This is a genomic window from Streptomyces niveiscabiei (genome assembly GCF_001419795.1).
GTDB lineage: Bacteria > Actinomycetota > Actinomycetes > Streptomycetales > Streptomycetaceae > Streptomyces > Streptomyces niveiscabiei.
In genome coordinates, this window is the sequence record NZ_LIRL01000059.1 from 1 (window position 1) to 25,729 (window position 25,729).

The 25,729-nt window shown below is 66.3% G+C and carries 24 protein-coding genes; 17 read left to right on the plus strand and 7 right to left on the minus strand.

Translation table 11 applies throughout. The annotated features are described in order from the left end of the window. The first annotated feature begins 88 nt into the window (after positions 1 to 88). Positions 89 to 646, plus strand: a complete 558-nt coding sequence (locus AOK24_RS03770; protein WP_055718620.1) for a hypothetical protein — start codon at positions 89 to 91, stop codon at positions 644 to 646. 85 nt (positions 647 to 731) lie between these two features. Here the strand turns inward: AOK24_RS03770 and AOK24_RS48315 are convergent, their stop codons facing one another. Continuing rightward, positions 732 to 947, minus strand: a complete 216-nt coding sequence (locus AOK24_RS48315; protein WP_159051780.1) for a hypothetical protein — start codon at positions 945 to 947, stop codon at positions 732 to 734. A gap of 622 nt (positions 948 to 1,569) precedes the next feature. Here AOK24_RS48315 and AOK24_RS03775 point away from each other — a divergent pair. From AOK24_RS03775 to AOK24_RS45350, 15 genes are all read left to right on the plus strand, one after another. Next, positions 1,570 to 2,016, plus strand: a complete 447-nt coding sequence (locus AOK24_RS03775; RefSeq protein WP_055718621.1) for a hypothetical protein — start codon at positions 1,570 to 1,572, stop codon at positions 2,014 to 2,016. Positions 2,017 to 2,247: 231 nt separating this feature from the next. Beyond that, positions 2,248 to 2,931 (plus strand): hypothetical protein, encoded by a 684-nt coding sequence (locus tag AOK24_RS03780; RefSeq protein ID WP_159051781.1) that lies wholly within the window; start codon positions 2,248 to 2,250, stop codon positions 2,929 to 2,931. Between the two features lie 132 nt (positions 2,932 to 3,063). Next, on the plus strand, positions 3,064 to 7,041 hold the full coding sequence (locus tag AOK24_RS03785; RefSeq protein WP_063799385.1) for a golvesin C-terminal-like domain-containing protein: 3,978 nt from the start codon (positions 3,064 to 3,066) through the stop codon (positions 7,039 to 7,041). A 4-nt stretch (positions 7,042 to 7,045) separates the two neighbouring features. After that, the gene (locus tag AOK24_RS03790) at positions 7,046 to 7,483 is read left to right on the plus strand and encodes a hypothetical protein (protein WP_055718623.1); all 438 of its coding nucleotides are present in this window, start codon (positions 7,046 to 7,048) and stop codon (positions 7,481 to 7,483) included. Positions 7,484 to 8,055: 572 nt separating this feature from the next. Further along, positions 8,056 to 8,457, plus strand: coding sequence for a hypothetical protein (locus AOK24_RS03795; protein ID WP_107103890.1), 402 nt, complete (start codon positions 8,056 to 8,058; stop codon positions 8,455 to 8,457). Positions 8,458 to 8,463: 6 nt separating this feature from the next. Then, positions 8,464 to 9,441 carry a C40 family peptidase gene (locus AOK24_RS03800; RefSeq protein WP_055718624.1) on the plus strand — a complete coding sequence of 326 codons (978 nt, stop codon included), beginning with the start codon at positions 8,464 to 8,466 and terminating at the stop codon, positions 9,439 to 9,441. A 51-nt stretch (positions 9,442 to 9,492) separates the two neighbouring features. Then, positions 9,493 to 9,834: a hypothetical protein gene (locus AOK24_RS03805; protein WP_055718625.1), complete on the plus strand. Its 342-nt coding sequence runs from the start codon at positions 9,493 to 9,495 to the stop codon at positions 9,832 to 9,834. 2 nt (positions 9,835 to 9,836) lie between these two features. Further along, complete coding sequence (locus AOK24_RS03810) at positions 9,837 to 11,084, plus strand: DUF8175 domain-containg protein (protein ID WP_240553637.1); 1,248 nt, start codon at positions 9,837 to 9,839, stop codon at positions 11,082 to 11,084. Next, entirely contained in the window at positions 11,065 to 12,567 is a 1,503-nt protein-coding gene (locus AOK24_RS03815) for a TrbL/VirB6 family protein (RefSeq protein WP_206191141.1), read from the plus strand. The genes AOK24_RS03810 and AOK24_RS03815 overlap by 20 nt, the downstream gene beginning before the upstream one ends. A gap of 3 nt (positions 12,568 to 12,570) precedes the next feature. After that, positions 12,571 to 14,097: an SCO6880 family protein gene (locus AOK24_RS03820; RefSeq protein WP_063799387.1), complete on the plus strand. Its 1,527-nt coding sequence runs from the start codon at positions 12,571 to 12,573 to the stop codon at positions 14,095 to 14,097. Beyond that, complete coding sequence (locus AOK24_RS03825; protein ID WP_240553639.1) at positions 14,094 to 15,506, plus strand: ATP/GTP-binding protein; 1,413 nt, start codon at positions 14,094 to 14,096, stop codon at positions 15,504 to 15,506. The genes AOK24_RS03820 and AOK24_RS03825 overlap by 4 nt, the downstream gene beginning before the upstream one ends. After that, complete coding sequence (locus AOK24_RS03830; RefSeq protein WP_055718626.1) at positions 15,503 to 15,769, plus strand: DUF6238 family protein; 267 nt, start codon at positions 15,503 to 15,505, stop codon at positions 15,767 to 15,769. The genes AOK24_RS03825 and AOK24_RS03830 overlap by 4 nt, the downstream gene beginning before the upstream one ends. Then, positions 15,766 to 17,418 carry a type IV secretory system conjugative DNA transfer family protein gene (locus AOK24_RS03835; protein ID WP_240553641.1) on the plus strand — a complete coding sequence of 551 codons (1,653 nt, stop codon included), beginning with the start codon at positions 15,766 to 15,768 and terminating at the stop codon, positions 17,416 to 17,418. The genes AOK24_RS03830 and AOK24_RS03835 overlap by 4 nt, the downstream gene beginning before the upstream one ends. Next, on the plus strand, positions 17,415 to 17,876 hold the full coding sequence (locus AOK24_RS03840) for a hypothetical protein (RefSeq protein WP_055718627.1): 462 nt from the start codon (positions 17,415 to 17,417) through the stop codon (positions 17,874 to 17,876). Before AOK24_RS03835 ends, AOK24_RS03840 begins: the two co-directional genes overlap by 4 nt. Before the next feature lie 203 nt (positions 17,877 to 18,079). Beyond that, entirely contained in the window at positions 18,080 to 18,574 is a 495-nt protein-coding gene (locus tag AOK24_RS45350; RefSeq protein WP_079056667.1) for an ATP-binding protein, read from the plus strand. A gap of 105 nt (positions 18,575 to 18,679) precedes the next feature. On the opposite strand, the gene AOK24_RS45355 is transcribed toward AOK24_RS45350, so the two are convergent. Both AOK24_RS45355 and AOK24_RS48320 read right to left on the minus strand, forming a co-directional pair. Next, the gene (locus AOK24_RS45355) at positions 18,680 to 19,921 is read right to left on the minus strand and encodes a reverse transcriptase family protein (RefSeq protein ID WP_079056668.1); all 1,242 of its coding nucleotides are present in this window, start codon (positions 19,919 to 19,921) and stop codon (positions 18,680 to 18,682) included. 180 nt (positions 19,922 to 20,101) lie between these two features. Further along, complete coding sequence (locus AOK24_RS48320; protein ID WP_159051782.1) at positions 20,102 to 21,343, minus strand: phosphoribosyltransferase-like protein; 1,242 nt, start codon at positions 21,341 to 21,343, stop codon at positions 20,102 to 20,104. Between the two features lie 163 nt (positions 21,344 to 21,506). Here AOK24_RS48320 and AOK24_RS03845 point away from each other — a divergent pair, with 163 nt between their 5' ends. Further along, entirely contained in the window at positions 21,507 to 22,109 is a 603-nt protein-coding gene (locus AOK24_RS03845) for a non-canonical purine NTP pyrophosphatase (RefSeq protein WP_055718628.1), read from the plus strand. Positions 22,110 to 22,130: 21 nt separating this feature from the next. Here AOK24_RS03845 and AOK24_RS03850 read toward each other — a convergent pair whose 3' ends face one another. The 4 genes from AOK24_RS03850 to AOK24_RS03865 are packed head-to-tail and all read right to left on the minus strand — an operon-like array spanning position 22,131 to position 25,544. Then, positions 22,131 to 22,850 carry a class I SAM-dependent methyltransferase gene (locus AOK24_RS03850; protein WP_055718629.1) on the minus strand — a complete coding sequence of 240 codons (720 nt, stop codon included), beginning with the start codon at positions 22,848 to 22,850 and terminating at the stop codon, positions 22,131 to 22,133. Positions 22,851 to 22,870: 20 nt separating this feature from the next. Beyond that, positions 22,871 to 24,229 (minus strand): hypothetical protein, encoded by a 1,359-nt coding sequence (locus AOK24_RS03855; RefSeq protein ID WP_055718630.1) that lies wholly within the window; start codon positions 24,227 to 24,229, stop codon positions 22,871 to 22,873. Beyond that, a complete protein-coding gene (locus tag AOK24_RS03860) occupies positions 24,229 to 24,987 on the minus strand; it encodes a hypothetical protein (protein ID WP_055718631.1) in 759 nt (252 codons plus the stop codon). The genes AOK24_RS03855 and AOK24_RS03860 overlap by 1 nt, the downstream gene beginning before the upstream one ends. Further along, positions 24,987 to 25,544 carry a hypothetical protein gene (locus AOK24_RS03865; RefSeq protein ID WP_055718632.1) on the minus strand — a complete coding sequence of 186 codons (558 nt, stop codon included), beginning with the start codon at positions 25,542 to 25,544 and terminating at the stop codon, positions 24,987 to 24,989. Before AOK24_RS03865 ends, AOK24_RS03860 begins: the two co-directional genes overlap by 1 nt. Between the last annotated feature and the right edge of the window lie 185 nt (positions 25,545 to 25,729).

Genomic DNA, 25,729 nt, shown 5'->3' on the forward strand with positions numbered 1-25,729 from the left:
ATGACGTCAATCACCAAGGCCGTCCTCACCCTGGAGCGGCACCGCTGAAAACCCTCAATGTCCTCATCAGCGGGAAGGAAGAACAACCATGCGGCGACACCTGCTCGGTGCCGGTGACGAAGCAGCCCACCGGCACGCCGCCGAAGCCGCGGCCCAGCTCGACGCCCACCTCCGCGCGGGCGGAACCTTGATACCGGTCCCCACCCCCGGATACACCCCGGACCCCGGAGAAACGGCGTACGCCGACGTGATGTGCACGACGGCCCGCTTCTACGCCACCGACCCCGTACTCCCGCCGCGCGCCGGCTACTTCGAGAACCACCCGTCCCTGGGCCGCCGCTGGGTGACCAACCGGCGGCTGGATGCTCAACGGCTCCAACAGGCGGAAGCCCAAGCCCAGGAACAGTGGCGCGACTACGAGTGGGCGCGGGTGGTTCTCACTTCCGAGGGCATCCGCATCAACCCGCCGGACTCACCGGACACCTGGCTGCCGTTCGACCACGTCCTCCTCGCCAACCTAACGGTCGAACCCGAGCGCCAAGAGCTGGTGCTGTCGTACAGCGTGTGCGCCCCGCTCCTTCTCACAGGCCCGGCTGTGCCCTGGTTGACGGTCGCTGTGGATCGCTTGGCCGCAACTGGGCCGTAGTGGATGTCCTGTTGCTCCAGCCGAAGGAAGGCCATGCCCTTCGGGATCGACCACCGCTCAGAGGTGTCCGGATACCCCGTGACGGTCACCAGCGAGGCCCTGACGGTCGTCCCCGTGGCGAACAAGTTGGCCCGACGACGTGCTGGATGTTCTTGAGCGCGGCGTTGAACACGAGCGTCACAAACACGATGTCGCTGTCCTCGCTCTGCTCCTTGGACCACCCGCCGGGCATGAAGTTCTTCCTCAGCTTCCACACCCCATAGAGCGCTTCCCCGTCCCGGTACCCCAGCACGAACACCACCCCGGACCCGTCATCGCCCCCAGACAATGAGCAACGGTGAACAAGCAGGTCCCATCCCGCACTCTGCACCACTGCCGCCGTACAGAAATCCGCCCCCGCCAGCCTTCCCCGCATCGTCCACGTCGAACGACGCCCCACCCGCGCTGCGGGCCGTCGCCCCCGATACCACCACTGTCCCCTGAGCAACCCCCTCATCATCCATGAGCACCGTCACACCAAGCAGCGCGAACCTTCAGTTGCCCCGGGGGCGGGTGCGGTTCATCGGAGACACTCTGGCCCATCAAGGTGAGAGAAACATCAGCCGGTTCCCTCCAGCCAGGGCATGACACAGCAAAGAAATGTAGATGGCATGGCCTCATAGAGAACCAGCCATTCCGCTTAGTGAAGCATCGAGCCACCCAAGCGGACCCCGAGCTTCTCCGCAGACAGTGGCACCAAATGCCACTCCAAGCCCCCTGTTCACGCAACAGGAAAGAGACAACCTTGGTCAAGGGTATCCAAAATCAGGCGGGGCCCTGACTATGGTCGACCTCTGTATCGGACAAAGATCCATCAGTCCGACGCCGTCGAATCGACAGGAGGGGGACAACAGATGCGGAGAGCGAGCACAGCAGCAGTCCTCGTGGGCGCACTGACCTTGCTCGGGTCCGGAGTGGCCCACGCAGAGAATCCGGCTGCGGATGACTTCAACCTGCACAGCATGGAAGCTTGTGAGAATCCGGGCCAATCCGGGTTCAAGTTCCATCTCTACTACAACTCGGGACCTGCGGGTTCATACCGGAACATCGGCTACAACGTCTACGACTTCAACGCACTGCGGCCAGGAGACGGGCATGCCCATCCTCTGAGGTTCTGCATCATCAACGGCGCGAGCTCCCCTTGGCCGGGTTCAGGGCTGAACGTCAAAAACAACGCCGCATCCGGCTCGAACGACCACTACAAGTACACCGCCCGGGTCTACTACTACAGCGGCTACAAGAAGCCCTACCAGAGCATGGCTCCCTACCAGGAGATCTCGCGGTTCACGACCGTCTACAACGAGAACGCTTCGTTCAGCTGGATTTCCTAGCAGGTTCACGAGCAGGGGGGAAACGCAGTGACTGTCAAAAGCAGGACTCTCAAGTTAGCTGTGCCGTTGCTGGTCGCCGGGGCGGTGTGCGGCACGGCAGTGATCGCGACCACGGCCGATCGGAACGCGCCGCAGGAACAGGCGAACGCGCCCATGGCACCGTCGTCGGCCAAGGCAACCGTGGGGAACCCCGAGGACCCCTCGACATGGAAGCTTCCACTGGAGACGTACATGCCGGCCAAGAGCACCGCCCGGACCGTCCTCAGTGTGCGGGACGACCTGATCGACGCGTGCATGAGCAGGGCGGGATTCGATGCCTGGCTTCCCGCGCCCGACCTCCCGGACCTGGCTGGCGGCACGTCGTACACGGACGGGCGATACGGCGTTTACGACGCCCAGGCCGCCGCACGGCACGGTTACCACCCCGACCCCACGGTGCAGCAGGCGTACGACGAGGCCCTGAGTGAGGGGGCCGTGGACGAGTCGGGCTCCGACGCGGACCAACTGCGCCGGTGCGCCCAAGAGGCCGACGGCGGCGTGCCCGTCGCCCAGACCGCTCCGCTGGTGGAACAGATCGACGGCGAGACCTACCGGGCGTCGCTCCAGGACCCGGCTGTCCTTGCGGTGTTCGCCCAGTGGTCGCGGTGTATGAAGGACCAGGGGTACGACTACGCCCAGCCGATGGACGCGGCCGAGGACCCAAGGTTCAACGATCCGTACGACATCAGCTCCGAAGAACGCGCCACAGCGCAGGCGGACGTGTCGTGCCGGGACCGGCACATGGTCGCGAAGACCTGGTTCGACGTCGAGACGAAGTTCCAGCAGGCGGCGATCATCGCCAACCAAGGTGCCCTGGACGAGATTCTCGGCGCCAATGACACGCAGGCGGCCAAGGCCGCGAGGCTCGCTCGCTGACCCAGCACCACCCTCATGGAAGTCGCCGGAACCTTTGGCGACTTCCATGTCATGCCCATGCCCTTTGAATGACATCCGGCATCTGGACAGCGCAGTACGAATCCCCCTGACGGAGACAGTCGAGGAACATGCATGAGAAGACTCAGAAAACTCGCGAGCCTGGCCGCGTGCGCCATCGCCGTGAGCCTCGTACAAGCACCCGCCTTCGCCGACGAGCTCCCACCAAAGAAGGCCGAAGGCTGGGCCCCTTCAGCCGGCACCACTGCACCCGCCCACCCGTCGGCGGTGCCCGAGGCGAGTCGGCGCGCCCTCCTGGGCCCCGACTACCAGGAATCCACCGACCGGATTTGGACATCGTCCGGAGACGCGACCGGCTTCCACGTGCTGACCGCCGCTGAGAAGGACGGTTACCGGTGGAAGACCGCCGCGACCCTGACCGAGCCCGGCTTCGACACGGACACCTGGATCGGAAACGTCTGCGTGACCGCCTCCGGCAGGCACGCCGCAGTCGCCTACGCGCCCCGGACGTTCACCAACAAACCCGATCTGATGACACGCGGCGCCTTCACCGCCGTGGTCGACCTGACCACCGGCAAGGTCACCAAGCTGCCTTTCCAGGCCACGCTGGGCTACTTCTCACCCGGCTGCGGCACTGCCGAGGACGCGGTGTTCTCACAGTTCACCGACGACGACTCGGAGCGCAACGAGACGCGGCTGATCCGTGTGGACGGCACCCGGGGCACGGCTGACGCCCCGCTGACCTTACGCGGCCAGGTCACCTCCGCGGTGCCGGTCGGCGAGAAAGTCGTCGCCGCACGCGGATCCAGCCTGGTCGAAGTGGCCGACGGCGGCACCGCGCGCACGGTCGCCGAGACCACGGCCGTACCGTTCCAGCTCATGCCAGACGCGGACGGCGGCGTCGTATTCCTCGACCAAGAAGGCACGCAGGACCGGGGCACGGTACGCCGAGTATCCGCCGAACAACTCGCGGCCGGTAAGGCGGGCGATGTCCCGACGGCACTCGCTTCCGGCGAACTGACCGCACTCGATCTGGCCAGGTCCGCTTCCGGAACAGTCTTCGTCACCGGCAAGGCCACCACGCGGGGACCCCTGCCCCGAACGGTCAGGTACATCGAAGGTCTCGCGAAAAACGTCACCGTATCCTCGCTTGCCACCGCCGCCGTGACCTCACGGTGGGCCGACGGCAAAGACTCCCGTATCGACCCCTCGGAAGCCCTGAGCGCACGCACGGTGCGCGCCCATGTGCGCCTTCTGGAGACCGGCCGGTCCGTGACTCTGGACGTACCGCCCGCCGACGAACTGGTGGGCGACGGTAAGGGTACTGGTCTCTCCCCGTCTCTTCCTCAGCCCTCGTCCGCGAAAATGACCCGTACGGCGGCGGCAAGTCCCGTAGAGGCGGACCGATCCTGCTCAGTGCCGCGCGGCGATTCACGCAAGCAGGCGTTCCAGCCCACTCCCCGACAGGTCGAATGGGCCGTGGACCAGGCCGTCACCGGAAACCTCAACAAGCACATCTCCCGGCCTGCGGACTGGAAGGGCACCGGCATGGCCGCGTACCAGCCACAGACCCTCTTCCCGCTGAAACGCATGGAGGGCGATCCCGGCAACAACGCGGACTGGCACGTTCCCGCGCAGGTGATGCTCGGTATCACCGCGCAGGAGTCCAACATGTGGCAGGCCACCCGCTACGCCGTCCCAGGGGTCACCGCAAACCCCCTCATCGGCAACTACTACGGCGTCGGCTATGAGGCTGACGGTGAACAGAAAGACCCGTGGAAGATCAACTTCGCGAAGGCCGACTGCGGTTACGGGATCACCCAAGTCACCGACGGCATGCGCGTGCACGGCAAGGAGAAGCCCGACGAGTCGCCGCTGACCACGGTGCAGCAGGAGGCCGTGGCGCTTGACTACACGGCCAACATCGCCGCGGGCGTCAACATCCTGGTCGAGAAGTGGAACCAGACCCGCAAGGCGGGCATGATCGTCAACGGAGGTACCCCCAAGTTCATCGAGAACTGGACGTTCGCCCTGTGGGCGTACAACGCCGGGTTCTACGAGGAGTCCGAGAAGGACAAGCACGGCGGACACTGGGGCGTCGGTTTCACCAACAACCCGGCCAACCCCCTGTGGAAAGCCAACCGCACCCCGTTCCTGGAGAACTCCGAGGGCAAGGACGACTACTCGCACGCCGCCCACCCCCAAGACTGGCCCTACCAAGAGAAAGTCATCGGCTGGGCGGCCCGTCCGATCTCCGCGATGTTCGCCCCTGGTGACATGCAGCCCGGCTACCGCGCCGCGTGGTGGAACAGCAACACCCTGCGCACCGGGGCCAAACCGGGCAACCACCTGTTCTGCGACTCCTCCAACAAGTGCAACCCCTCGAAGATCGGTGACAACGACTCCAACGACCCGGGTCGGGGCGCCTGCGAACTCGACGATCCCAAGTCGACGGTATGGCTGCACTGCTGGTGGAACAAAGCAGTCAAGTGGAAGGACTGCGACACCGCCGCACAGTGCGGCAACGCCGTCCACCGGTTCAACGCCACCTACCCCGAACAGCCCGACGGCAACGCCTATCCACCTCGCTGCGACGCCGAGATCCCGTCCGGCACCTACATCGTCGACAACCTGCCGGACGGCATCCGGCCTGCCGGCTCCGACACCCGCAGTTGCGGCACCATCTCGTCGGCCGGATCGTTCGACTTCGACTTCGCTAGCCCATCGGCGCGGATGGACCTCCACCAGATCGGCGCGGCTTACCGAAACCACTTCTGGTTCACCCACACCAGGATGTCCAGCACCACCGATGCGGGCAGACTGGGGATCACTGGCACCTGGTCGCTGAACTACAGCATGAGCGATTGGGTCCGCGTCATGGTCCATCTCCCCGACCACGGTGCCCACACCCAGCAGGCCAAATACGAGATCGACACCGGAAACGGCAAGTTCACCCGCACCCGCTTCATCGGCCAGGAGCACGGCAGCAACACATGGGTGTCCCTCGGCGCGTACCAGGTCAGCGGCAAACCCCGGGTCCGTCTGTCCAACCTGACCCTCGACGGCACCGGAGATGACGACGTCGCCTGGGACGCCGTGGCCTTCCAGCCGCTGGGTGAGAAACCCCATCACATGGTCGCGGTTCTCGGCGACTCCTACACCTCCGGCGAGGGTGCGGGCAACTACTCACCGGAGAGCGACAAGGACCACGGCACCGCCCAGTGGAACGCGTGCCGCCGCAGTGACAACGCCTGGGCCCGCAAGCTGGTGCTCCCCGGTATGACCAAGCCAGTCGGCGCGGAAACGGACAGCTGGGGCTACGACGCCGAACTCGGCTTCGTCGCCTGCTCCGGCGCCATGACGAAGAACGTCGGCCCTGTCCTCTCCGGCAACAGTCCGCAACGGCACAAGGAAGGCCAGTTCAACGAGGTCCTCCAAACCGACTCCGGGGTCCTCAGCAGCGATACCACCCTGGTCATGCTGACCCTCGGGGGCAACGACGAGGCTGGCTTCGCCAACGCCATGACAGAGTGCGGGTCCCTCACCAACTGCGCCTCTGACGACTTCCTGACCCGTAAGAAACAAATCGTCGACCGTATGATTCCCGATCTGAGATCCGTCCTGGAAGAAACCGCCCGCAAGGCGGACAACGCCCAGATCGTCCTGATGGGATACCCGGAACTCCTCAGTCGTACTGTCAAATGCACCGGCTCCTGGTACTACGACATGAGCGAGGTGCAGGTCCTGGCCGAACTGGTCAACTACGCCAACGCGGAACAGAAGAAGCTCGTCGACTCGCTGCGGACCGGGCCCACCAAAATCAAGGTGCAGTACGCCGATCCCGTCGGCGCGTTCGTCGGTCACAGCGGCTGTGACGACCCTGAGTGGATCAACAAAATCGTCATCGGCCCGAACGGCGACGGCGACTTCCACGACGGCGACCCCGCCGCCCAGCCCGCCTCATGCCTGTGGGGCAACTCCGGCGGACGGTGCCTGAGCCGAGAGTCCTTCCACCCCAAGAACGCCGGCACCACCGGCTACGCGGAGGTCATGCGCAAGCGGCTCGGTGAGATCGGATATACGGGATCCTGAACGTATGACTCAGGAGACCGACACGCGCACCCGGCCGTTCCCGGTCGGGTGCGCGTTTTCCGCCGTGATCACCGTCGGCCTGGCCGTGATCGCCATATGTGTCGTAGCAGCCATCGCGATTCCCGCATTCTTTGACAAACCGGAAACCCCACCCACCGAGCAACTCGGCAAGAAAGCTGGCCTCACCCAGTACCGCTTGGCGGAAGCGCTTCAGGACGGCACCCTCACCAACACCGAGATCGCGCACGCGGCGACAGCTCCATGGACGGCAGAGCGGCACCACTCCGGCATCACCGTCACCGTCGGCTACGCTCCCGGGCCCACGTGTTTCCGCTACGACATCCCGTTACCGGCCACTGCTTCCGAGCCCACGATCCACCGCACCCGCCTCACCACCTGCCCCGCCCTACCGAACAAACCTGAGCCTGGATCCACCACATGATGATCGGTCGGAGCGGGGGCGGAAGCAGAGAAGTCCCTTGCTATTGATCAGAAACTCATGGGGTTCTCATCCCATGTTTTCCGAGATACGTGCCACGTCGCCACCAGGCACGTTCCTTGACCGTTCAGCAAGATCCTGCCCACAGGCTCTACGGCAAGAACTACTGAGCATCAAGAGGCGGTCCCGAGGAGGGCTCCCGAGACACCCAGCCGAGTAGCAAACCCTCCCGTGAGCTTTCTTCCCGCCCCTCCTGCCAGGATTCAGGAACAGCCCGCAGGAGCAGGCCCTTTGGCCTAGCCCCTGCGAAGGGGCGTTGCGGCCCGCCCCCTCAGGGCCGCAATGCCCGCCTCCTCCTTCCCTCGGCGCATCAAGGTCCTGGTTCCCTCATGTCTCAAATAAAACCTTTTGTTCGCATTTTTTGCGGTATACCCGTAGCTCTCTCGATCAGCTTCCTCTCCACCGGCTGCTCGGTTGCCTCCACCGCCGAACAGGCGCCGCACCGGTCCCAATCCGCCGCCCCGCAAGCAGAGTTCTCCTCCCCTTCCTCCGAGGAAAACGCTCCGAGCACCGCTGTGCCGTCCGATGTAGCGGACACCGCCCGGAAGTTCACCAAGGCGTATACCGGGCACGATGCCCGTGTCGGTGGTGACCTGTCGTACGCCGACGCCAGTGAGCGCGCGTCGAGGTTCGCGGCCGGTGATCTGGCCGAGGTTCTAGCCCAGAAGCGCCCGGGACAAGACGCTCCGTGGACGGCCCTGCGTGCCGAACGGGCCTGGCAGTCCGTCGCGGTGACCTCGGTGGAGGTCCCGGACGGTGCCCCCGCCGTCACCTCGTCGAGCGCCCTCGTCCGCGTCAGCTACATCCTGATGACGACCCCGAAGTCCGGCGCCCCACTGCTCAGCCGTGAGCAGCTCGCGCTGCGTCTGGAGCGCACCTCCGCCGGTTGGCGGGTCGTCGCGTTGCCGTGGGCGTGACGGCGGATGGTGAAGAGGACCGTGCAGGTGGTGCTCGGCCTGGTCGTCGCAATGGCCCTCTCGGGGATGACCTTGCTGGCGACCTTCGGCGGTGCGGACAGCGCGTCCGCGCAGGAGACCGGCCCTGGTGGCGAGGTCGCCGCGAACGCGGACGTCCCGGCGTGGGTGCGGACCCTCGTGGGCAAGTACGCAGGGAAGTGCCCCCAGGTCACCGCGTCGTTGCTGGCCGCGCAGCTCTACACCGAGTCGCGCTTCGACGCGAAGGCGAAGAGTCCGGTGGGTGCGTTGGGGATCGCGCAGTTCATGCCGGGGACGTGGTCGGTGTACGGCGTGGACGGTGACGGCGACGGGGTGAAGGACGTGTTCAACCCGGCGGATGCCGTCGCCGCGCAGGCCGGCTACGACTGCGTCCTCGCGAAGACGGTCGGGGCCGTGCCGGGGGACTCGACGGACAACATGCTCGCGGCGTACAACGCGGGCGCCGGTGCGGTCCTGAAGTACCAGGGTGTCCCGCCGTACTCGGAGACCCGGAACTACGTGAAGGCGATCCGGGACCTGGCCGCGAAGTGGGCTGCCAGCAGAGCGAGTTCACCTGCGGGAAAGGGTGCGGCTGCGGCCATCGCCGCCGCGAAGACCGCGCTGGGGAGCTGGTACCAGTGGGGCGGCGACTGCGCCCCGCCGTACACGGGGCAGAACGGCTGTGACTGCTCGTCGCTCACCAAGATGGCGTGGAGCCACGCCGGGGTGAACCTCCCCCGGGTCACCTACGACCAGGTCCGCGCGGGGACGGCGGTCAGGAGCATCTCCCAACTCCGGCCGGGGGACCTGCTGTTCAGCGTTCCCGGCGCTTCGGGGCCGGAGCACGTCGGCATGTACATCGGTGACGACCAGGTCATCGAGGCGCCGCACACCGGTGCGCGAGTGCGGATCAAGCCCCTCAGTTTCTGGGCGCCGCAGGTGATCGCCATGCGGCACATCGGCTGATTTCTCAGCGCCTCACATCTCTCAACTCACTTACGCATCAAGGGGTTTCCTATGCATGCCCTTCTTTCGTCGGTCTCCGAACCGTCGTCGTTCCACCCCGTGCTCGCGGCCGGCATCGACACCGTATCCGGCGTGAAGCCGGACTGGGGGCCGTTCTCGTCGCTCGGGACCACCGCGAAGGTGATCCTCGGCGTCATCGCGGCCGTCGTACTCGCAGCAGGGGTCGGCGCGTTCCTCGTCGGGCTCGGGAAGTCCAAGGGGTGGGTGGGCGAGGGCCATTCGACCATGGACAGTTCGCGGGGCAAGGGGATGATGGTCGGCGGTCTGGTCTGCGTCTTCCTCGTCGCGTCGCTGGGCACCCTGGTCACCATCACGTACGGGATGGGTGTGTGACCGTGGCTTCCTCTCGTCCAGTCCGCAGGAGAAACGCGAAGCTGTGGACCGTCGGCGCCGGGGTCGTCGCCGCACTCACCGTCGGCGGCCTCGCCCTGACCGCCCTCACCGGCTCCAACCAGCCGACCCAATCGCCGAGTTCGGCACCGGTCGTCATCGCGCCGTCGAGCGGCGGGACCCGGGTCCAGGACAACGGCGGTGTACCCGCCGGGTACTCGCGCACCGAGGCCGGCGCGAAGGCCGCCGCCTCCAACTACGCGACTGTCAGCGGCAGTTCCTCGTTCCTGACCGACAAGGCCGTACGGCATCGCGCGATCCGAGGTATGACCTCGGCACGTACGGCGGCAGCGGCCATCGCGGAGTCCGGCCGTTCGGCGGACCCCTCCCTCAAGCACCGCGCCGTCGCGCGGACCGGTGTCCTCGCCGCCCACGTCCTCGGTTTCGATATCCACAAGGCGACCGTCCGCCTGTGGACAACTACCGTGCGTGGAAGCGCAGTCGGCGGGACGGCGCCCCAGCTCGCGTTCCGTTCGGTCACGGTCGGGCTCGTCTGGGAGCGCGGAGACTGGAAGGTGTCGGGCAGTACGTCCGGGCCGGGCCTGGTGGCGCCGGTGGACGTGCAGCAGACGGTGAGCGTCGCCGGGGACTTCGCGGACTACATCGCAGGTGAAGCCGTAGATCCCCTGGTCAGCGGCGCAGTGGGGGCCGACGGCTTCCCGGCGCCGTACCCCCGTACGGCGGCCGGTTCGCGTGCTGCGGCGACCAGTGCGGTCCAGTTGTACGGCGATCCGCGGTTCTTCACGAACACCTCGTGGCGCCACCGGATGCTCGCCGCGACGGCCTCGCCGGACACCCTCGCCTCGGTCAGGGCCGACGCGGATTCAACGGCGCGGCTGGTTGTGGACAACCGGGGTCTCGGTGCCGACGGGAAGACGTCCGACGGGTCTGCGCTGGTCACGCGGACGGCCGTGCTCGGTGTGCGGCCGGTGTCGTACTCGGAGCAGGCCGCGAGCGTCGAGGTGTGGACGGCGTCGGTGGGCGGGATCGCCGGGGACGACGAGACGCAGCGTCCCCGGATCGCGTTCCTACGGATGACGGTGGATCTGGTCTGGAGCGGGGGGAGTTGGCGAACGACGGCGGTGACGCCGGGGGAGCCACTCGTGCCGTCGTTCTCGGCGACCGAGGCGGCATCGGCGGCGGAGCGGTTCGCCGAGGTCGGAGGTGTAGGCGATGCGCCTGCGACTGCGTGAGGACGCGCCGGGGCTGCTGGCCGTCGTACGGACCGGGTCAACAGGCAGGTGGGGGCGGCGGCTTCGGACGCTCGCTGCCGTGAACGTCGTCGTCGCGTTCCTGTTCGTGCCGGCGGCGGTGGCGAACCCGTTCTGCTACATCCCGATGGTCTGCGAGGTGAAGGCGGCCGTCGACTTCGTGCGGGACCCGCTGGGGTTCCTGCTCCAGAAGCTGACGGAGGCGAACGTCTGGTTCCTCCAGAAGATGCTGGAGCTGATCCAGAACACGACGAAGGTCGACCTGACGTCGGCGGCCTTCCTGAAGCAGTACGCCGTCATCTTCGCGTTCAGCTCGCTGATCACGGTCGCGCTGTGGCTGATCGCGGTCGGGAAGCGGGCCGTGCGGGGCGTCGGGGTCACCACCGCCGTCGGTGAGGCGGTGGGTTTCCTTCTGCTCCAGGTCGTCGTCAACGCGATGACGCCGGCGTTCATGGCGCTGCTCATGAAGGCGATCGACGAGGTGACGGCGGTCTTCGAGCCGTCCGCGACGGCCAACTTCAAGCCCTTCCTGGAGAACATCCTCAAGAGCGTGGCGGCGGAGCCCAACGAGGGCGTCGGCGTGCTGATCGTCGTCAACCTGATCATGCTGTGCGGTGCGTTGTTGATGTGGGTCGAGCTGCTGGTGCGGGGTGCGGCCATCTATGTCGCGGTCGCGTTGGGGCCGGTGGTGAACGCCGGTCTCGTGGACCGGGATCTGTGGGGCAGGAGCAAGAAGTGGTTCGGCGCGGTGTTCGCGATCGGGCTGTCGAAGCCGATCCTGTTCGCGCTGCTCGGGCTCGGCGGCGCGATCCTCAGTGATTCGACGGGGAGCCTGTCCGACACGGCGTCCAAGACACTGGTGGGTGCGCTGATCCTCCTCGCGGCGGTGTTCGCGAGCGCCACGCTCTACAAGTGGCTGCCGGCGTTCGGGGACGAGATGGCGCAGCTGCACCAGGACCGGAAGTCGATGCAGTCCTCGGGTCCGGCTGCCGCCGTGGACGGTCCCGCGCAGCACGCGAACCGGGCGATGGGGATGCACCTTCAGGACTCCATGGTCGGCGGGCGGTACGGCATGGCCGCGGGGCCACGAGCCTCATCCGCTGCGAGCGGTCGTGCCGGGACGGCCAGCGCCAAGGCGATGACCGGCTCCAGCGCGGGCGCTGCCGGTCCGGTGGGGGTCGGGGTCATGGTCGCCAAGGCCGGTGCCGACGCCGCGAAGAACAAGGCGGCGAGTTCTCCTGGCGCACAGGGGTCGAGTGCTCCGGCTGCCGCCCGGCCTCAGGGCAACGGCTCCGACTCGGTCGTGGGACCTACCGGGCGGGGAGCGCCGGCTCCCGTGCGCGGTCCAGCGCCGGGCAACCCGATGTCGTCGAGCCCTCCATGGCCTGCGGCAGCTCCGCCGCCGTCACCTCCCGCCCCACGGCCTCCCGTAAGCGGCCCTACGCCCTCCAGCAAGGACATCTAGCTCATGGCAACGCGTACGTATCAGTTCGGAAAGCACCGCCCCACCGGCCTGGTGGGCCGCCGCGACCTCGGTGAACAGGCCGTCCTGGGCGGCGGCGCCGGGATCGGCGTCCTGGGCGGCTTCCTCTTCAACGGCGTCCCGGTGCTCGCCGGGATCGCCCTCGTCGTGCCGATCGTGACGGCGGTCGTGCTCGTCTACCTGCCGTACCGGCCCAAGGGCACCGCGCGGCGCCGGACCGTCTACCGCTGGTGGAGGATCAGCCGGTACCACCGCAAGGCGCTCGCCCGTACCGGCGGGGTGTGGGTCTCCCCGGCGGTCGAGTCCGGCGTACGGCGCGACGGGACGCCGCCGGACGCGGCCCTGGTGAGCCCGGAGGGTGTCGCCGGGATGACGTGGGTGGCGGCGACCGTGCGCGGGCAGCGGGCGGTGGTCGTTCTCCAGCCGGAGGCCGGGTGCGTCACCGGTACCCTCGAAGTCGCCTCGCCGGGGCTGGGCGGCAAGGAGGTGGGCGAGCAGGTCGTGGCCCTGGAGCGCTGGGGCGAACTCCTCGACGCGTTCGGCAACACCGAGGAACACCCCGTCAAGCGCATCCAGGTCCTGGCCCGGCAGATGAAGAGCGACCCGCACGCGCACCAGCGGTTCGTCTCCCAGCGGGACGCCTCCCGCGCGACCGCCGGCGTCCCGCCGTGGCTGAAGGAGTCGTACGACGTCCTCGCCGACGCCGTGTCGACCTCGGCGGAGGAGCACCGCTACTACGTCACCGCGCACGCCCGTTTCACCCGCGACCTGGCGGCCGACGGCGCGTCCCGCGGTGAGGGGGACGAGGGGATCGCCGCCGCGATGGCCGCGTGCCTGGAGGAGCTGTGGGCGCGGTGCGAGGACGCCGACCTGTCGGTGGTCGCGCCGCTGGACGAGGGCCGGATGACGGCGTTCATCCGCAACAGCTACGACCCCGACCACCCCATCTGGGACACCGAACTCCCGCAGCCGCACGCCTTCCCGCGCAACGTGGACGTCCGCAGCGGCGAGTACGTCGCCACCCGCGCGGCGGGATCGGCGTCGGGCTGGTTCCACGCGACGGCGGCGGTCACGAGCTGGCCCACCACGCCCGTCGGGCCGGACTTCCTCTCACCGCTGCTGATCGGGATGCCGGACGTGATCCGCACGATCGCGATCACGCAGGACCTCGAACCCAACGACAAAGCCGTGGACCGGATGCTCGCCGAGGACACCAACAACCAGGCCGAGATGCACCGCGACCGCCAGCGCGGCAAGAACGTCGACCCCCGCGACGTGATCGCGGCCGACGCGACCGGCTCGCGGGGCATGGCCCTGGCCGCCTCGGGCGCGGCCGGCGCCTCCGTCGTCGGCTACGTCACCGTCTCCGCCCGCAGCGCCGCCGAGCTGGAGAAGACCAAGCGCACCACGGCCTCGCGCGCACGCAACGCACACCTGCGCATCGAGTGGCTCGACCTGGAACACGCCCGCGCGTTCACCACCACCCTGCCGTTCGCCGGAGGCATCAAGTGAACCCGTTCCTGACCCCGATGCACGAGACCGTCCGGCGCCCCCTGCACACGGAGACGACAACCAGCCAGGCCCTCTACCTGCCGATCGCACCCCCGACCCTGGGGACCGCAGGCGCGATCGTCGGCCGGGAGCTGTACTCCGGGAAAGCCTTCGTGTACTGCCCGTTCAGTGCCTTCGGCGACGGACTGCCCGGCGGCAACATGATCGTCCTCGGCGACACCGGGCGCGGCAAGAGCGCCCTGACCAAGACGTACGCCGCGCGGCAGATCCGGCTGGGCCGCAAGGTCGTTGTCCTGGACACCAAGGAGCAGAAGGAGCGCGAGGAGGGCGAGTGGGCGGCGCTGGGCCGCTCGCTCACCGGGTCGGCGCCGGTGCGGTTCGCTCCCGGCGGGGGTGCGGGGTCCTCGTGCATCAACCCGATGGACCCGGCGATCGCGGGGAAGCGGCAGGTCGAGCTGGTCCGTACGATCGTCGAACTCGGCCTGGGCAGGCCGCTGGACGAGTTCGCCGGGTCCGCGCTGCGGCTCGCGATCCGGCGGGCGCACGAGCGGGCCGCGCTGGACGGCCGTACGCCGGTCCTCGCGGATGTCGCCGCCGCTCTGCGCTCACCGGATGTCGCTGATGCTTCGGCGAAGAAGCGTTCCCGCGAAGAGCTGCTCGGGGATGGGCTGGAGGCGTCCTATGTTCTGGACCGGTTGTGCGGCACCGAGACCGGGGATCTGGTCGGCATGCTGGACGGCCCCACCAGCCTGAGCATCGACCTCGATGCCGACATGGTCGTCTTCGACCTCACCAAGGTCCCCTCCGGGGGCGTCGCGATGACGATCCTCGTCGCGGTGATCTCCGTGTTCCTGGAGGAGGTGTGGCTGCGGGCGGTGTGCGAGTGCGGCGCGGAACCGGGGCTGCACGAACGCCGGGTCGTGGACGCCAACTCCGGTGCGTGGGAGCTGGGTTCGTGCCCGGCGACGGGGTGTTTTAGGTACACGCAGCGCAAGCGCATCCTGGTCTGCGAGGAGGCGTGGCACATCCTGGGGACGCCTCAACTCGCCGCGCTGCTGAAGAAGTTCCTCAAGTTCGCGCGCGGGTACGGGCTTTCGTGCATCTTCATCGTCCATCACCTCAGCGACATCGACGACAGCCCCGAGACGCAGGCCGCGTTGAAGATGGCGGACACCGTCGTCGTGTACTCGATGAAGAAGTCGGAGGCCGAGGACACCGTCAAACGGCTCGGGTTCCCGTCCTGGACGGCGGAGCACATCATGCGGCTGCGGCGCGGGGTCGCGCTGTGGAAGGTCGGGGAGGTCATCTATCCCGGTGTGCAGCACCTGTTGACCGAGGCCGAGCAGCACCTGTGCTTCTCCAGCGGCTCGATGACCGACCTGGCGACGACCGCGCCGGAGCCGGCATGAGCACGGCTGTCCGCGAGGACATCGACCTCCTGCACTCCGAGTGCCTCGCGCTCGCCCGGCGCACCGCCCGTCTCGCCGCCGACCTCGACCGCGGGGTCCACGCCCCGACGGCGGGACGGCTGTACGGCGCGGTCCGCGAGATCTGGCAGGCGTCCGAGCTGCTCCACGCCGCGTTCCACCACGCGCACTCCGACGGTCCGTCGATCGCGCGGCTGTGCGGGCGGCGGATGCGCTACCTCGCCGCCCGCCGGAGGTCCGGGTGAACGCCGTCACGGTCGCGTTGTACGGGGTGGCCACGCTGTGCGCGCTCGCTCTGCTCGCCCTGTGGATCTCCTCCGTGCGGAGCCGTCGCAACGCCGGGTTCGCGTCCAAGGCCCAGCTCAGACGGCAGTTGTCCGCCAGAGCCGTCGTACGTGCCGCCGAGATCCGACCTCCCTCACCACCTCCCGGAGTACCCCTCATGCACCACCCCACCGCTGATCCGTACGACTTCGGGTACTCGCTCGGCGTCTCCCAACGCCCGCACGGCATCCCGTTGTGGTCCCGGGCCGACAAGGCGTGCCGGGTCATCGGCCCGATGGGGAGCGGGAAGACGCTGCGGCTGTTCGCCCCGCTGATCCGCGAGTGGAAGGGCCCGGTCCTGGCGACGTCGACAAAGCCGGACCTCGTGGAGTACACGCTCGACGCCCGTAGGGCCGGGGAGCGTCCGGTGTTCGTCTTCGACCCGCAGAACATCGCCCCCTCGATCCCCCGGTTCCGGTGGCAGCCGATCGACGGCGCCGACGACACGCAGACCGCGATGATGCGCGCCAAGGCGCTCGTCGCGGGCTCCCGGACGCCGGGCTCGGCGCGGCAGTCGTCCGAGGGCAGCGCCTTCTACCGGGGGCAGGCCGCGAAGGTCCTGGCCGCGCTCCTGCACGCCGCAGCCCTCGACGGCGCCGGCCTGGACCACGTCCTGCGCTGGGCCCGCAAACTCACCGACCCGTCCCCGCTGGGCATCCTCACCGCGCACCCCGGCGCGGGTCCCGGCTGGGCCGACATGCTCCGCACCTCCACCACCGGCGACAGCCGCACGGTCGGGAACACCGCCGTCACCCTCGAAGCCGCGCTCGAACCCCTCGTCCACGAAAGCGTCCTCGACGCCCTCCGGGGCAGGAAAGGGGAGGCACCGACGGACCTCCGGGAGATCCTCGACGCCGACGGCACCGTCTACCTGCTCGGCAAGGACTCCGAGACCAACTCCATCGCACCCCTCACCACGGCGCTGACGGAAGACCTTCTGGACATCGCCGAGACCCACGCCGTCGCCTCCCCGGCGGGCCGCCTCGACCCGCCCCTCCTCGGTGCGCTCGACGAAGCCCCCAACATCGCGCCGATCCCCTCCCTGCGCCAACGCGTCGCCGACGGCCGCGGACGCGGCATCACCGTCGTCTACGGCCTCCAGGGCTGGGCCAGCGCCCGCGCCCGCTTCGGCGACGACGTCGCCGACGAACTCGCCAGCTTCACCAACCACGTCATCGTCTTCGGCGGCGCCAAGGACCCCGGCTTCCTCAAGGACATGTCCGAACTGTGCGGCCAGGTCGAACGCGTCCGCACCACCCGCACGACTACGACCGGCGACCGCGGCGGCGAATCCACCGCCACCCACACCGCCCTCGAAGCCGTCCTGCGCGGCGACCAGATCAAAGCCCTCCCCGAGGGCCACGCCCTCCTCCTCGCCGACAACCTCCCGCCCGTCATCACCCGCCTCGACGGCATGTGGACCTGGGACGCCTGGGACGAGATCCAGGGCCACGTCCAGGAGCTGAGGCGGGCGAACGAGGCCGAGCGGCTGAAGCAGGCGGTCGAGAAGGGACGCCGGGCGGCGGCACACGCCAAGGCGTGGCGGCACCGGCAGGACACAGCCGCATGAGCACGTTCCCACCGTTCCCCGAACTCCCCGCGGTCGTCGCCGAGTACACCGCCGCACGGACCACCGACATCAACTCCCTGAGCAACCCGGCGCCGTGGGACCTCGGCGCACTCACCGCCGAGGTACTCGACCCGGTCCTGGCCTGGCTGGACGCGGTCTGCCGGTGGCTCAACCAGACGTACGCCTGGCAACCCCACCAGGTCATCCCGCCCTGCTGGCAACAGCACGAGCATGTGGCGTACGAGATCGCCGCGTTCGCCTCCACCCGCATCGACACCGCCACCGACCCCGGCACGGCGATCATCTGGCACGAGCAGTACGACCGCTTCACCACCCGGATGAACAACACCCTCGGCAAGGCCGGGGACGACTGCCGAGTAGGACGCCACGAACCGCGTCCCGCGCGCTTCGCACTCTCCGTCTGGCCTCCGGAAAACAGAGCCGGTGGGCCGACGTGATCCGCCAACTCGCGGGGTACGGTTCGGAAAGGACGTAGTCCCGCCTTCCGCCTCAACGACGGAAAGCCGGTGCGTCTACCACATCTCGCCTGGTGGTCAAGGGAGTTCGGACCAACTGTCTGTGGACAATCTGTCCTCACACAGCTCTTGCCCGGTGGAATTCTTTTTCCCTCCGAGGCCGCCCCCGAGGTGAGGATGCCGCCATGACACGTCGCGATCCCCAATATCCGATGTACGAATTCACGATCCCGGCCACCATCGAAGCGGTCCCGACCGCCCGCCGTCGCGTCGTCGAACTGGCCAGACGTCTTGACCTCATTCTTTCGGACGATCTCCTGGCCACCATCGAACTGCTGGCCAGTGAGGTCATCGCCAACGCCGTCGTGTACTCGGGCGCCACGTGCAGTGTCGCCGTAACTCGAAATCTGGAAAGCCTTCGTGTCGAAATCACCGACGAGAACCCGTCGTTGCCAACCATTACAGAGGCCGAACCAGACGACGAAACCGGTCGCGGACTTCTGTTGGTCGACACGCTCGCAGACACCTGGGGAACCCAACCAAGTTCCCTCGGCAAGACGACATGGTTCGAAATCACATGTCCGAGCCCAATCACTGCACAACAAATCAATTACCGGAAGTGCGTAAATTGCCCACCTTACTCACATTCGGTACCGAATTCAGCAATGACAGGAAAATAACTCTCGACAGTCTGCCCATAAATCTCGATTGCCCAGCACTCCAAGTAAAGATTGCGCAGAACATGATTCGGGGATAATTCATCTCAACGCCTCATCTTTACGCGGTCAGTTTTCGCGACGATGCAACCTAGCGGATAGGGGAACGAGGTGGCGAATTTGACCGGATTTATAGCTCTTCCCGCCCACATCCCGATTAAACGAAGGCAACTCGACATCTAGCTTTTCCGCCACAACGTTCCTCCACCGCTGCTTGAACTCATCAGCCCACGCTGGCTCGATATCTGACGCGTAGGAAATGAGGCCCGAGACGTGAAGCACTAAACCATCGACGGAGCTAAATTTTACATGCTTTGCGTGATCAATAAACCCGAAAGTCTCCACGCCTCGCACATGAAGAGAAATGCGTTGGCGCATTTTCTTGGTAAGTCGAACTCTGTCACCGTCAACGAGTAGCCCAAGAACCACCTTACGCGCCCCCGGAGTCACTATACGCGTTTTCTGATCGTGTACGGCAAATCCGCGTTGCCGAATAGCCCCCGATACCTGATTGATGAGCGTAAGAGCGGCACTCCTCGTAAAGGGGCCACCCGAGGAAAAGGTCATATCGTCGGCGTATCGCGTATAAATGAGACCGCGTGAATCAGCAATGGCACTCAAACGCTCATCCAGGGGCATAGCTACCTGGTTTGCAAGCGCACCACTAGTCGGCGCACCTTGAGGAAGGAATCCGAGAAGCGGCTTACGGTAAACTTGGATAGAGGAATATTCTTTCGCCCTTACGAGAACCCTGTCAAGACGCATCCCTGGGTCACGTTCATCGTACCTAGTACATACCCTGGCAAGTTCGAGTGCCGGCAGAGGTTCATAGCCGACACGCCGAAACACCCTGTACACCGGAACCTCAGTTATAGATTCAAAGAAATTCCTAATATCCAGCTTTATGAGCCATTTTGCACCGACGTGACGGCTGGCACACTGTTTAACAGATCGCCCAGGCGAATAGGCATAACTGGATGAGTGAGTAGGGATTTTTTCTGCTATGCTTCTCAAAATCCATTGCTGCACCTGCAGCAAAGACGGCTCAGGAGAAGACACTGTACGCATCTTTCGACCATTACGTCGAGCGATGACGATATCGGTATACGGGTCTATACTGCGCGTGACAATCTGGCGAAGGTACCCGTAATCGGCACCTGTTGAATGTGCCAGGTGGTTTAGGGTTAGGACGGCAGCGAGCCCGTTTTTCTCTACTCTTTCGGCTGCCGCGATAGCGTTATCGATGACGCTCGTGGCTACATTTCTCTTGATACCCCGAGATCGATAGAGGTGAGGGGAGCCAGTGATCATCTACCTTTGAGCCTCCGCGACGCCAGTCGTGCCGTGAGCCGCGCCCAAGACATCGCCGGAGCAGCGCGGTTCACGGCAGGAGGCGAAGCGCGGGTTTGGTCCAGGCTTGCGGGTATCCCGCCGCCTGCATAAGCCCCGGGTCCAACCCGGCGGTGTCGACACCAACGGCATCGACAGACGCTAGACGTCACGGACCCCCCTCAGGGAGTCAGGATAGTAGGGTAGGGCACTACCCTTCAAGCGGCTTGACTCCGCAGGCTCCAGAGGTTCTGGTCTCGCTTCCTTGAGCCCGCTCCTGCCAGCATCCGTGAGACGTCCGGCTATATCAAGCAGTCCCATCTGAATACACAGTGCCTTCAGTTCAGCAGCCCGGGACTCAGTCATGCCGAGATGGCGTGCCAACCGTACTTCAGCACGAATACCTTGTTCGGCGGCCTGCAACATTTCGATCACAACCAGTGCAGCATCACCCGACGCAGTCGCGGCCAGTTCACCTCGACTCGCCAGTTGCCGCAAGTCCAATTCTCTCTGCGCCAAACTCTGTTCGAGAACGTAGTCACTCCACGTTTCCTGCATATTTGGACTCATACGCCGATCCGTGAACAGAGGAACCCAATCCTTTACCCCCTTACCTCTATTCTGCCAGAGGATGCAGGGCGTATTGTTCGGAACAGTGTGCTGCATTACAAAGAGAGCCTCGGATTCCTTAAATCCGAGCGTCATTTTTGGCATCTTGGAGTACTTTCGACAGATTTCTCGAATGCCATTACCCTCCTCCAAAGTCCATCTCGCCGAGGAGAAGTCTGCCGCCATGGTGGAATAGTGAACTGATTCAATCTTTGGGTTGCGATTTAGCTTTTTCAGCGCTCGCGAAGATATAGCATACGAGGCCACATGGAATCGAATGAAGCCGTACGAGTGCCAACTACGTATGGTCTTGTTGCTCATCCAATGGTCAACATATCCTTGCACCCTGTCGCCGGTTCCACAATAATCCTCCACAAGCAAGATGCTCCGAGTTCGAATATTTCTCATATCATCAAGGGAATTCGGGTAACTCAAACGAGTTTTGTCCGGGTAAGCCCCTAGCGATTCACGAATCACATTTCCCACTAGCCCCTCACTCCCGGCAAGTGGCTGGAACGGTTGATCGAGAGGAGGGAATACGGCCTCCCCGAGCCCAATGCCACCCTCACCTAAATTCAGAGGTGCCGATGAATCAATCTCCCTCACAGGAACGACCGCAATCGGAGTTACGAGGCCACCTGTAACATCTTCCAAAAGGCTGGCAAGTTTTGCACGCAACGTACTGTCAAAGCAGATTTGCAAGCTATCTAGCAGGAGTTTTGCTAGAGATTTTTCTTCGGGGGGAAAATTTTCGAGCCAGGCCGAGCCCTGGGTCGTGTCGCTTGGACGGTCCATACGAACAGTTTAGAGAATCGGACCTCTCCGTCGTCCCCGCTGAGCAAGACTGACGAAGAGGTCGTCGAACTGGACCGCGTACTCCTCCAACGGACTCCGGCGCGGGCAGACACGAACGGCGGGCAGACATCTTCGGCCCCCTCTCGCTTGAAGGAGATTCACTATGTCAGGCTTGAAACTGGCCATGTGCACAGGAAACCCCGGCAAGTTCCGCACAGCCCAGGAGCACCTCGCCCCCTGGGGTATCGAGGTCGAGCAGGTGCCGCTGGACCTGGACGAGATCCAGACAACGTCGGTAGCGGAGATCGCGCAGCACAAGGCCCGTCAGGCGTTCGCGCTTCTCGGGCGGCCGTTGTTCGTGGAGGACTCAGGCTTCTACATCGAGGAGTTCGGCGGCTGGCCGGGCCCGATGGTGAAGCAGGCGTTGGAGGCGTTCGGCCCCGAGGGGTTCACGCATCTCGCGGACCGTACGGCGACGCGCGCGTGCAGGTTCGCCAGTGCGGCCGTGTACGTCGACGCGGAAGGCGCGCTGCACACGTTCGCCGACGACTCCCGCAAGCCCGGCACCATCGCGAAGACGCCGGACCGCGGCAGCGGCGAGCGTTCCTGGTCCGATCTGTGGTCGATCTTCGTCCCGGAGGGCGCCACGACGACGCTCGCGGCGCTCCCGGATGCCGAGCAGGAGCGGGTGTTCGCGGAGTGGCGGTCGACGTCCGTCGTGGCCGCGCTCGGCGCGTGGCTGGCCGAGAACCCGCCCCGGACCTGACCAACCCCAGCTCTTCAAAAGCTACTTGGTGGCGACCACGTACACGCTGGCCCACTCCCGCTTGGGGTTGGCGATCCGCGGGTCGAACGGCCAGGGCTCGACCGTCGCGAATCCGGCCTCGGTGAAGAGCTGGACGAGTTTGTCGTGGTCGTAGGCCCAGTAGTGCGGGTGGTAGACGGGGTCGTCGTCCTGGTCGCGGAACACGTAGTTGATCAGGTCGAGTTGGGTGTTGATGTGGTCGAGGCAGTCGCGCCTGCCGTACCACTTCTTGATCATCGTGCGGGTGTCCGCGTCGCCGGACGGGTAGCGGGAGAGGACGAAGCCGGCGTCGGGGACGCCGGTGACGGCACGCCCGCCGGGGGCGAGGACGCGGTGGGCCTCGCGGGCGTAGTGCTTGGCGGAGTTCGGGTAGTCAATGTGTTCCAGGAAGTGTTCGGAGAACAGATCCTCAACGGAGTTGTCGTGGAGGGGTATCCACTCGCGGACGTCCCACAGGAGGTCGGCCGGGGAAACCACGTCGATGTTGAAGTAGCCGTCGATCCGATGAGCCCCGCCGCCGATCTGGACCTTGCGGGGGGTGTCGTCGATCCGCCCCTCGGGCCACGCGTTCAGCGCGGCGGTGTGGGTGCGGTGGACGTCGAGTTCCTTGAGCGCGGCGCGCAGGGCGCGGGCGAGGCCGTGGGTGGTCGTCGGCTGTGCGAGCAGCTCGGTGATCTGCTCGGCCATGGTGTCGGCGGTCATGTCGAGGGTCTCCTTGCGGCTCAAGTCCGGGACAGGCTGCGGCTGTTGCGCATGAGGGTGTGTTTGATGTCGACGAGGCGCGGCGCGATCGTGAGGTCGAGCTGCTGGACGGGGTGGAGGTGTCCGGCGTCGTCCTGTTCCGCCCGCCAGACGCGGTAGGCGAGGTCCGGGTAGGCCGGGTTGATGCCGATCTCGCCTTTGGGGATCGTCCCGTTGAAGGGCGTGAGGATATCCATGTGGTTCCAGTAGTTCCACGCCTGGAGTGCCTTGTGTTGGTCGAAGTAGAAGTAGAAGTGGGGGTAGCGGCCGAAGGTGCGCAGTTCGCGGTGGATGAGGTGGCCGAGGAGGGGGCCGAGGTGGGTGGCGAGGCTGTCGAACTCCCAGCGGGTGTGCCGCCATTCCTCCGGGGTCTGGCCGGGGGTGAAGAGGCGTGCGGCGATGAGGTGGCTGACGCGTTCGGTGAGGTGGCGGCGGGCATGCTGGGGGTCGAGGGTGGGGTCGACCTGGGCGAGGAGGGTGTCGAACCGGGCGGGCGGGGGACGGAACTTGGCGAGGTCGAAGGTGCCGGCCATGGCCAGCTCGGAGGAGAAGATCAGGTCTTTGTAGAGCTGATTGTTGAACTCCCCGAGTTCCGCGAGGCGTTGAGTCTCCGCGCTGGTGGAGTACAGCATCAGGTACTCGGCGAGCGCCTCGAAGTACACGTATCCCAGGATCGGCAGGCGCGGGATCGCTGAGTCGAGCAGTTGCAGGAACAGCTCGGGGTCGACGGTGGTCTGCCCGTGCGCGACCGCGGAGGCGAGCGCGAGGAACCCGGCGGAGTTCTTCGTCCGGCTGGTGATCGTCTCGCGGAGCTGGTGGCGTTCGGTCTTGGACAGGAGGTATTCGAGGAGGCTGTAGATCCGCAGGTGGATCGCGCCGAGCCGCAGGTAGTCGATGCCGGCGAGTCCGCGGTACGCCTGGTGCGGGACGTCGATCTCGAAGACCAGCGGTGTCGGCGTGGCGCCGGGCCGTCCGATGCGTCTGAGGAACGCCGGTGCCTCCCGGTTGAGGACGTACGCGGCGAGGTTGTGCATCCGCAGGCCGTTGCCGGTGGGGGTGAGCGGGGCGCAGTAGATGCTGCCGACCAGACATCCGCCCGAGGGGTACAGGACCCCGTGCTCGCTGATCTCCTCCAGCGCGTGTGTGACGTGGAGGAGATGCAGGGTGGTGTTGGTGGTGAGGGCGTCGAAGAGCGCGTTGTTGTGCAACAGGGCGCCGTTGGGAGCCTCTTCGGCCAGCCGGGACTCCCACGTGACGCTCTCGACAGACGGAGGAATGACGGACGCACCGTAGAACTCGTGGGCGTCGGCCCATAAGTGGTACGCGTCGAGGAAGTCCATCAGCCGATCAACTCCCGCCGTGCGAACGCCTTCAGGACGGCGGACGTGCTGTCCGTCCCCGCCACGTGGTCGGCCTCGGACCACAGCACGAGGTCGAAGGCGACGGCCTTCAACTCCTCGAACGCGTCCACGCGCACGTGCCGGGCGTCGGGCCACCACTTGAGTTTCGGGAGGCGGTAGCGGTCGAGCGCGTCGGCCGCCTTCACCACGTCGGTGACCATCCGAGCCGTCTCGTAGTCCGTCTCGTCGTCCGGCGTGAAGTCCGGGTACGGCACCTCGTGCAGCCGGACCGAGACGGCGGCCTGCCGCACGGCGGCCGGGGGCATCTCCAGCCGGAAACGCCCCCACACGTCCTCGGCGTTCACGGTCAGCCAGCGCGCGGCCCGTGCACCATGCCCCCGGTCGTCCTGGTCGTGGAGGCGCCGGCAGTCGTGGACGGCGGCGGCGACAATGACCGTGGCGACGTCCGCCTCACCGAGACCGGCGGCCTCGGCGAGGAGCGCGGCCAGCGCGGCGGTGCGCATCCCGTGCCGCACCCCGTGCAGAGAATCGTGGAGCCGGGGTTCCGCGAGCCACGCCGTCGGCATCGCCGTACGCACCAGGAGCCGACGCGCTACAGGACCCAACCTCGGTGCACCGTCGTCGAGTTCGCCAGGCCGGTGTTCCGCGATCCACCTCACCGTCTCGACGTCGGTGAACTGGTGCCGGGGAAGCTCCTTGCGCGCCGCCAGCTCCACCAGGCTCGGAGTCGTACCCATCACGACTCGGAGGCGGACCGCGCCGATTCGAACGCGGCCGTGAACTCGGCGAGTTCGCTCTCACTCATCAGGGTGACGCCCAACTCGCGGGCCACCACCGCGATGCGCTCGTGAGCCGCCACCACCTCGGCCGGGCTCGGCTCCTCGTCGAGGAGCACCTCGAACTCCGCGTGGTACCCCCACGCCTCGCTCCACTTCACGGCGATCTCGACCTCGCCGAAGCGGAAGTTGCGGCGCGCGTTGTACGCCTCGTGCATCGTGCTCTCGAAACCGAGCGCGTTGAAGATCCGGACCGCGGCGGGAACGTCGTCGTGCGCGATGGCGATCTCGGTCTCCGGGAAGGCCGAACCCTGGCCTATCTTCCCGTCCTTGAGGGTGATCTTCGCGCTGGTCGCGGTGATGTTGTCGGTGACCTTCAACAGCCGGTCGGGCAGGACGTAGAAGTAGATGTACTTGTCGTCCTGGCCGAGATCCTCACCGTCCCGTTCCAGACGCGCGACCAGCCGATCGTGTACCTCCTGGCTGAAGCGGGCACGCATTTCGATCTCGACAGGCACGGAAACCTCCTTGTTTCGGGCATGGGTGATCCGCCCGGACCGGCCCAGGGGTGGGGCCTGGGGGTCCGGCGGGGTCGCGGCACTCAGATGGGGCGGCGCGGACGATGCCCACGCCGCCGGTGAAGATCGGTCAGGCGACGCCGCCGAACCGGTCCCGGATGACGCCGCCGTCCATGGAGTTCCGG

What these genes read in the sequence shown, in the direction of transcription:
- AOK24_RS03770 (WP_055718620.1), top strand. Translation starts at nt 89, where the DNA reads ATGCGGCGACACCTGCTCGGTGCCGGTGACGAAGCAGCCCACCGGCAC.
- AOK24_RS03780 (WP_159051781.1), top strand. Translation starts at nt 2,248, where the DNA reads ATGCCGGCCAAGAGCACCGCCCGGACCGTCCTCAGTGTGCGGGACGAC.
- AOK24_RS03785 (WP_063799385.1), top strand. Translation starts at nt 3,064, where the DNA reads ATGAGAAGACTCAGAAAACTCGCGAGCCTGGCCGCGTGCGCCATCGCC.
- AOK24_RS03790 (WP_055718623.1), top strand. Translation starts at nt 7,046, where the DNA reads ATGACTCAGGAGACCGACACGCGCACCCGGCCGTTCCCGGTCGGGTGC.
- AOK24_RS03800 (WP_055718624.1), top strand. Translation starts at nt 8,464, where the DNA reads ATGGTGAAGAGGACCGTGCAGGTGGTGCTCGGCCTGGTCGTCGCAATG.
- AOK24_RS03805 (WP_055718625.1), top strand. Translation starts at nt 9,493, where the DNA reads ATGCATGCCCTTCTTTCGTCGGTCTCCGAACCGTCGTCGTTCCACCCC.
- AOK24_RS03815 (WP_206191141.1), top strand. Translation starts at nt 11,065, where the DNA reads ATGCGCCTGCGACTGCGTGAGGACGCGCCGGGGCTGCTGGCCGTCGTA.
- AOK24_RS03820 (WP_063799387.1), top strand. Translation starts at nt 12,571, where the DNA reads ATGGCAACGCGTACGTATCAGTTCGGAAAGCACCGCCCCACCGGCCTG.
- AOK24_RS03830 (WP_055718626.1), top strand. Translation starts at nt 15,503, where the DNA reads ATGAGCACGGCTGTCCGCGAGGACATCGACCTCCTGCACTCCGAGTGC.
- AOK24_RS03840 (WP_055718627.1), top strand. Translation starts at nt 17,415, where the DNA reads ATGAGCACGTTCCCACCGTTCCCCGAACTCCCCGCGGTCGTCGCCGAG.
- AOK24_RS45350 (WP_079056667.1), top strand. Translation starts at nt 18,080, where the DNA reads ATGACACGTCGCGATCCCCAATATCCGATGTACGAATTCACGATCCCG.
- AOK24_RS45355 (WP_079056668.1), bottom strand. Translation starts at nt 19,921, where the DNA reads ATGATCACTGGCTCCCCTCACCTCTATCGATCTCGGGGTATCAAGAGA.
- AOK24_RS48320 (WP_159051782.1), bottom strand. Translation starts at nt 21,343, where the DNA reads ATGGACCGTCCAAGCGACACGACCCAGGGCTCGGCCTGGCTCGAAAAT.
- AOK24_RS03845 (WP_055718628.1), top strand. Translation starts at nt 21,507, where the DNA reads ATGTCAGGCTTGAAACTGGCCATGTGCACAGGAAACCCCGGCAAGTTC.
- AOK24_RS03850 (WP_055718629.1), bottom strand. Translation starts at nt 22,850, where the DNA reads ATGACCGCCGACACCATGGCCGAGCAGATCACCGAGCTGCTCGCACAG.
- AOK24_RS03855 (WP_055718630.1), bottom strand. Translation starts at nt 24,229, where the DNA reads ATGGACTTCCTCGACGCGTACCACTTATGGGCCGACGCCCACGAGTTC.
- AOK24_RS03860 (WP_055718631.1), bottom strand. Translation starts at nt 24,987, where the DNA reads ATGGGTACGACTCCGAGCCTGGTGGAGCTGGCGGCGCGCAAGGAGCTT.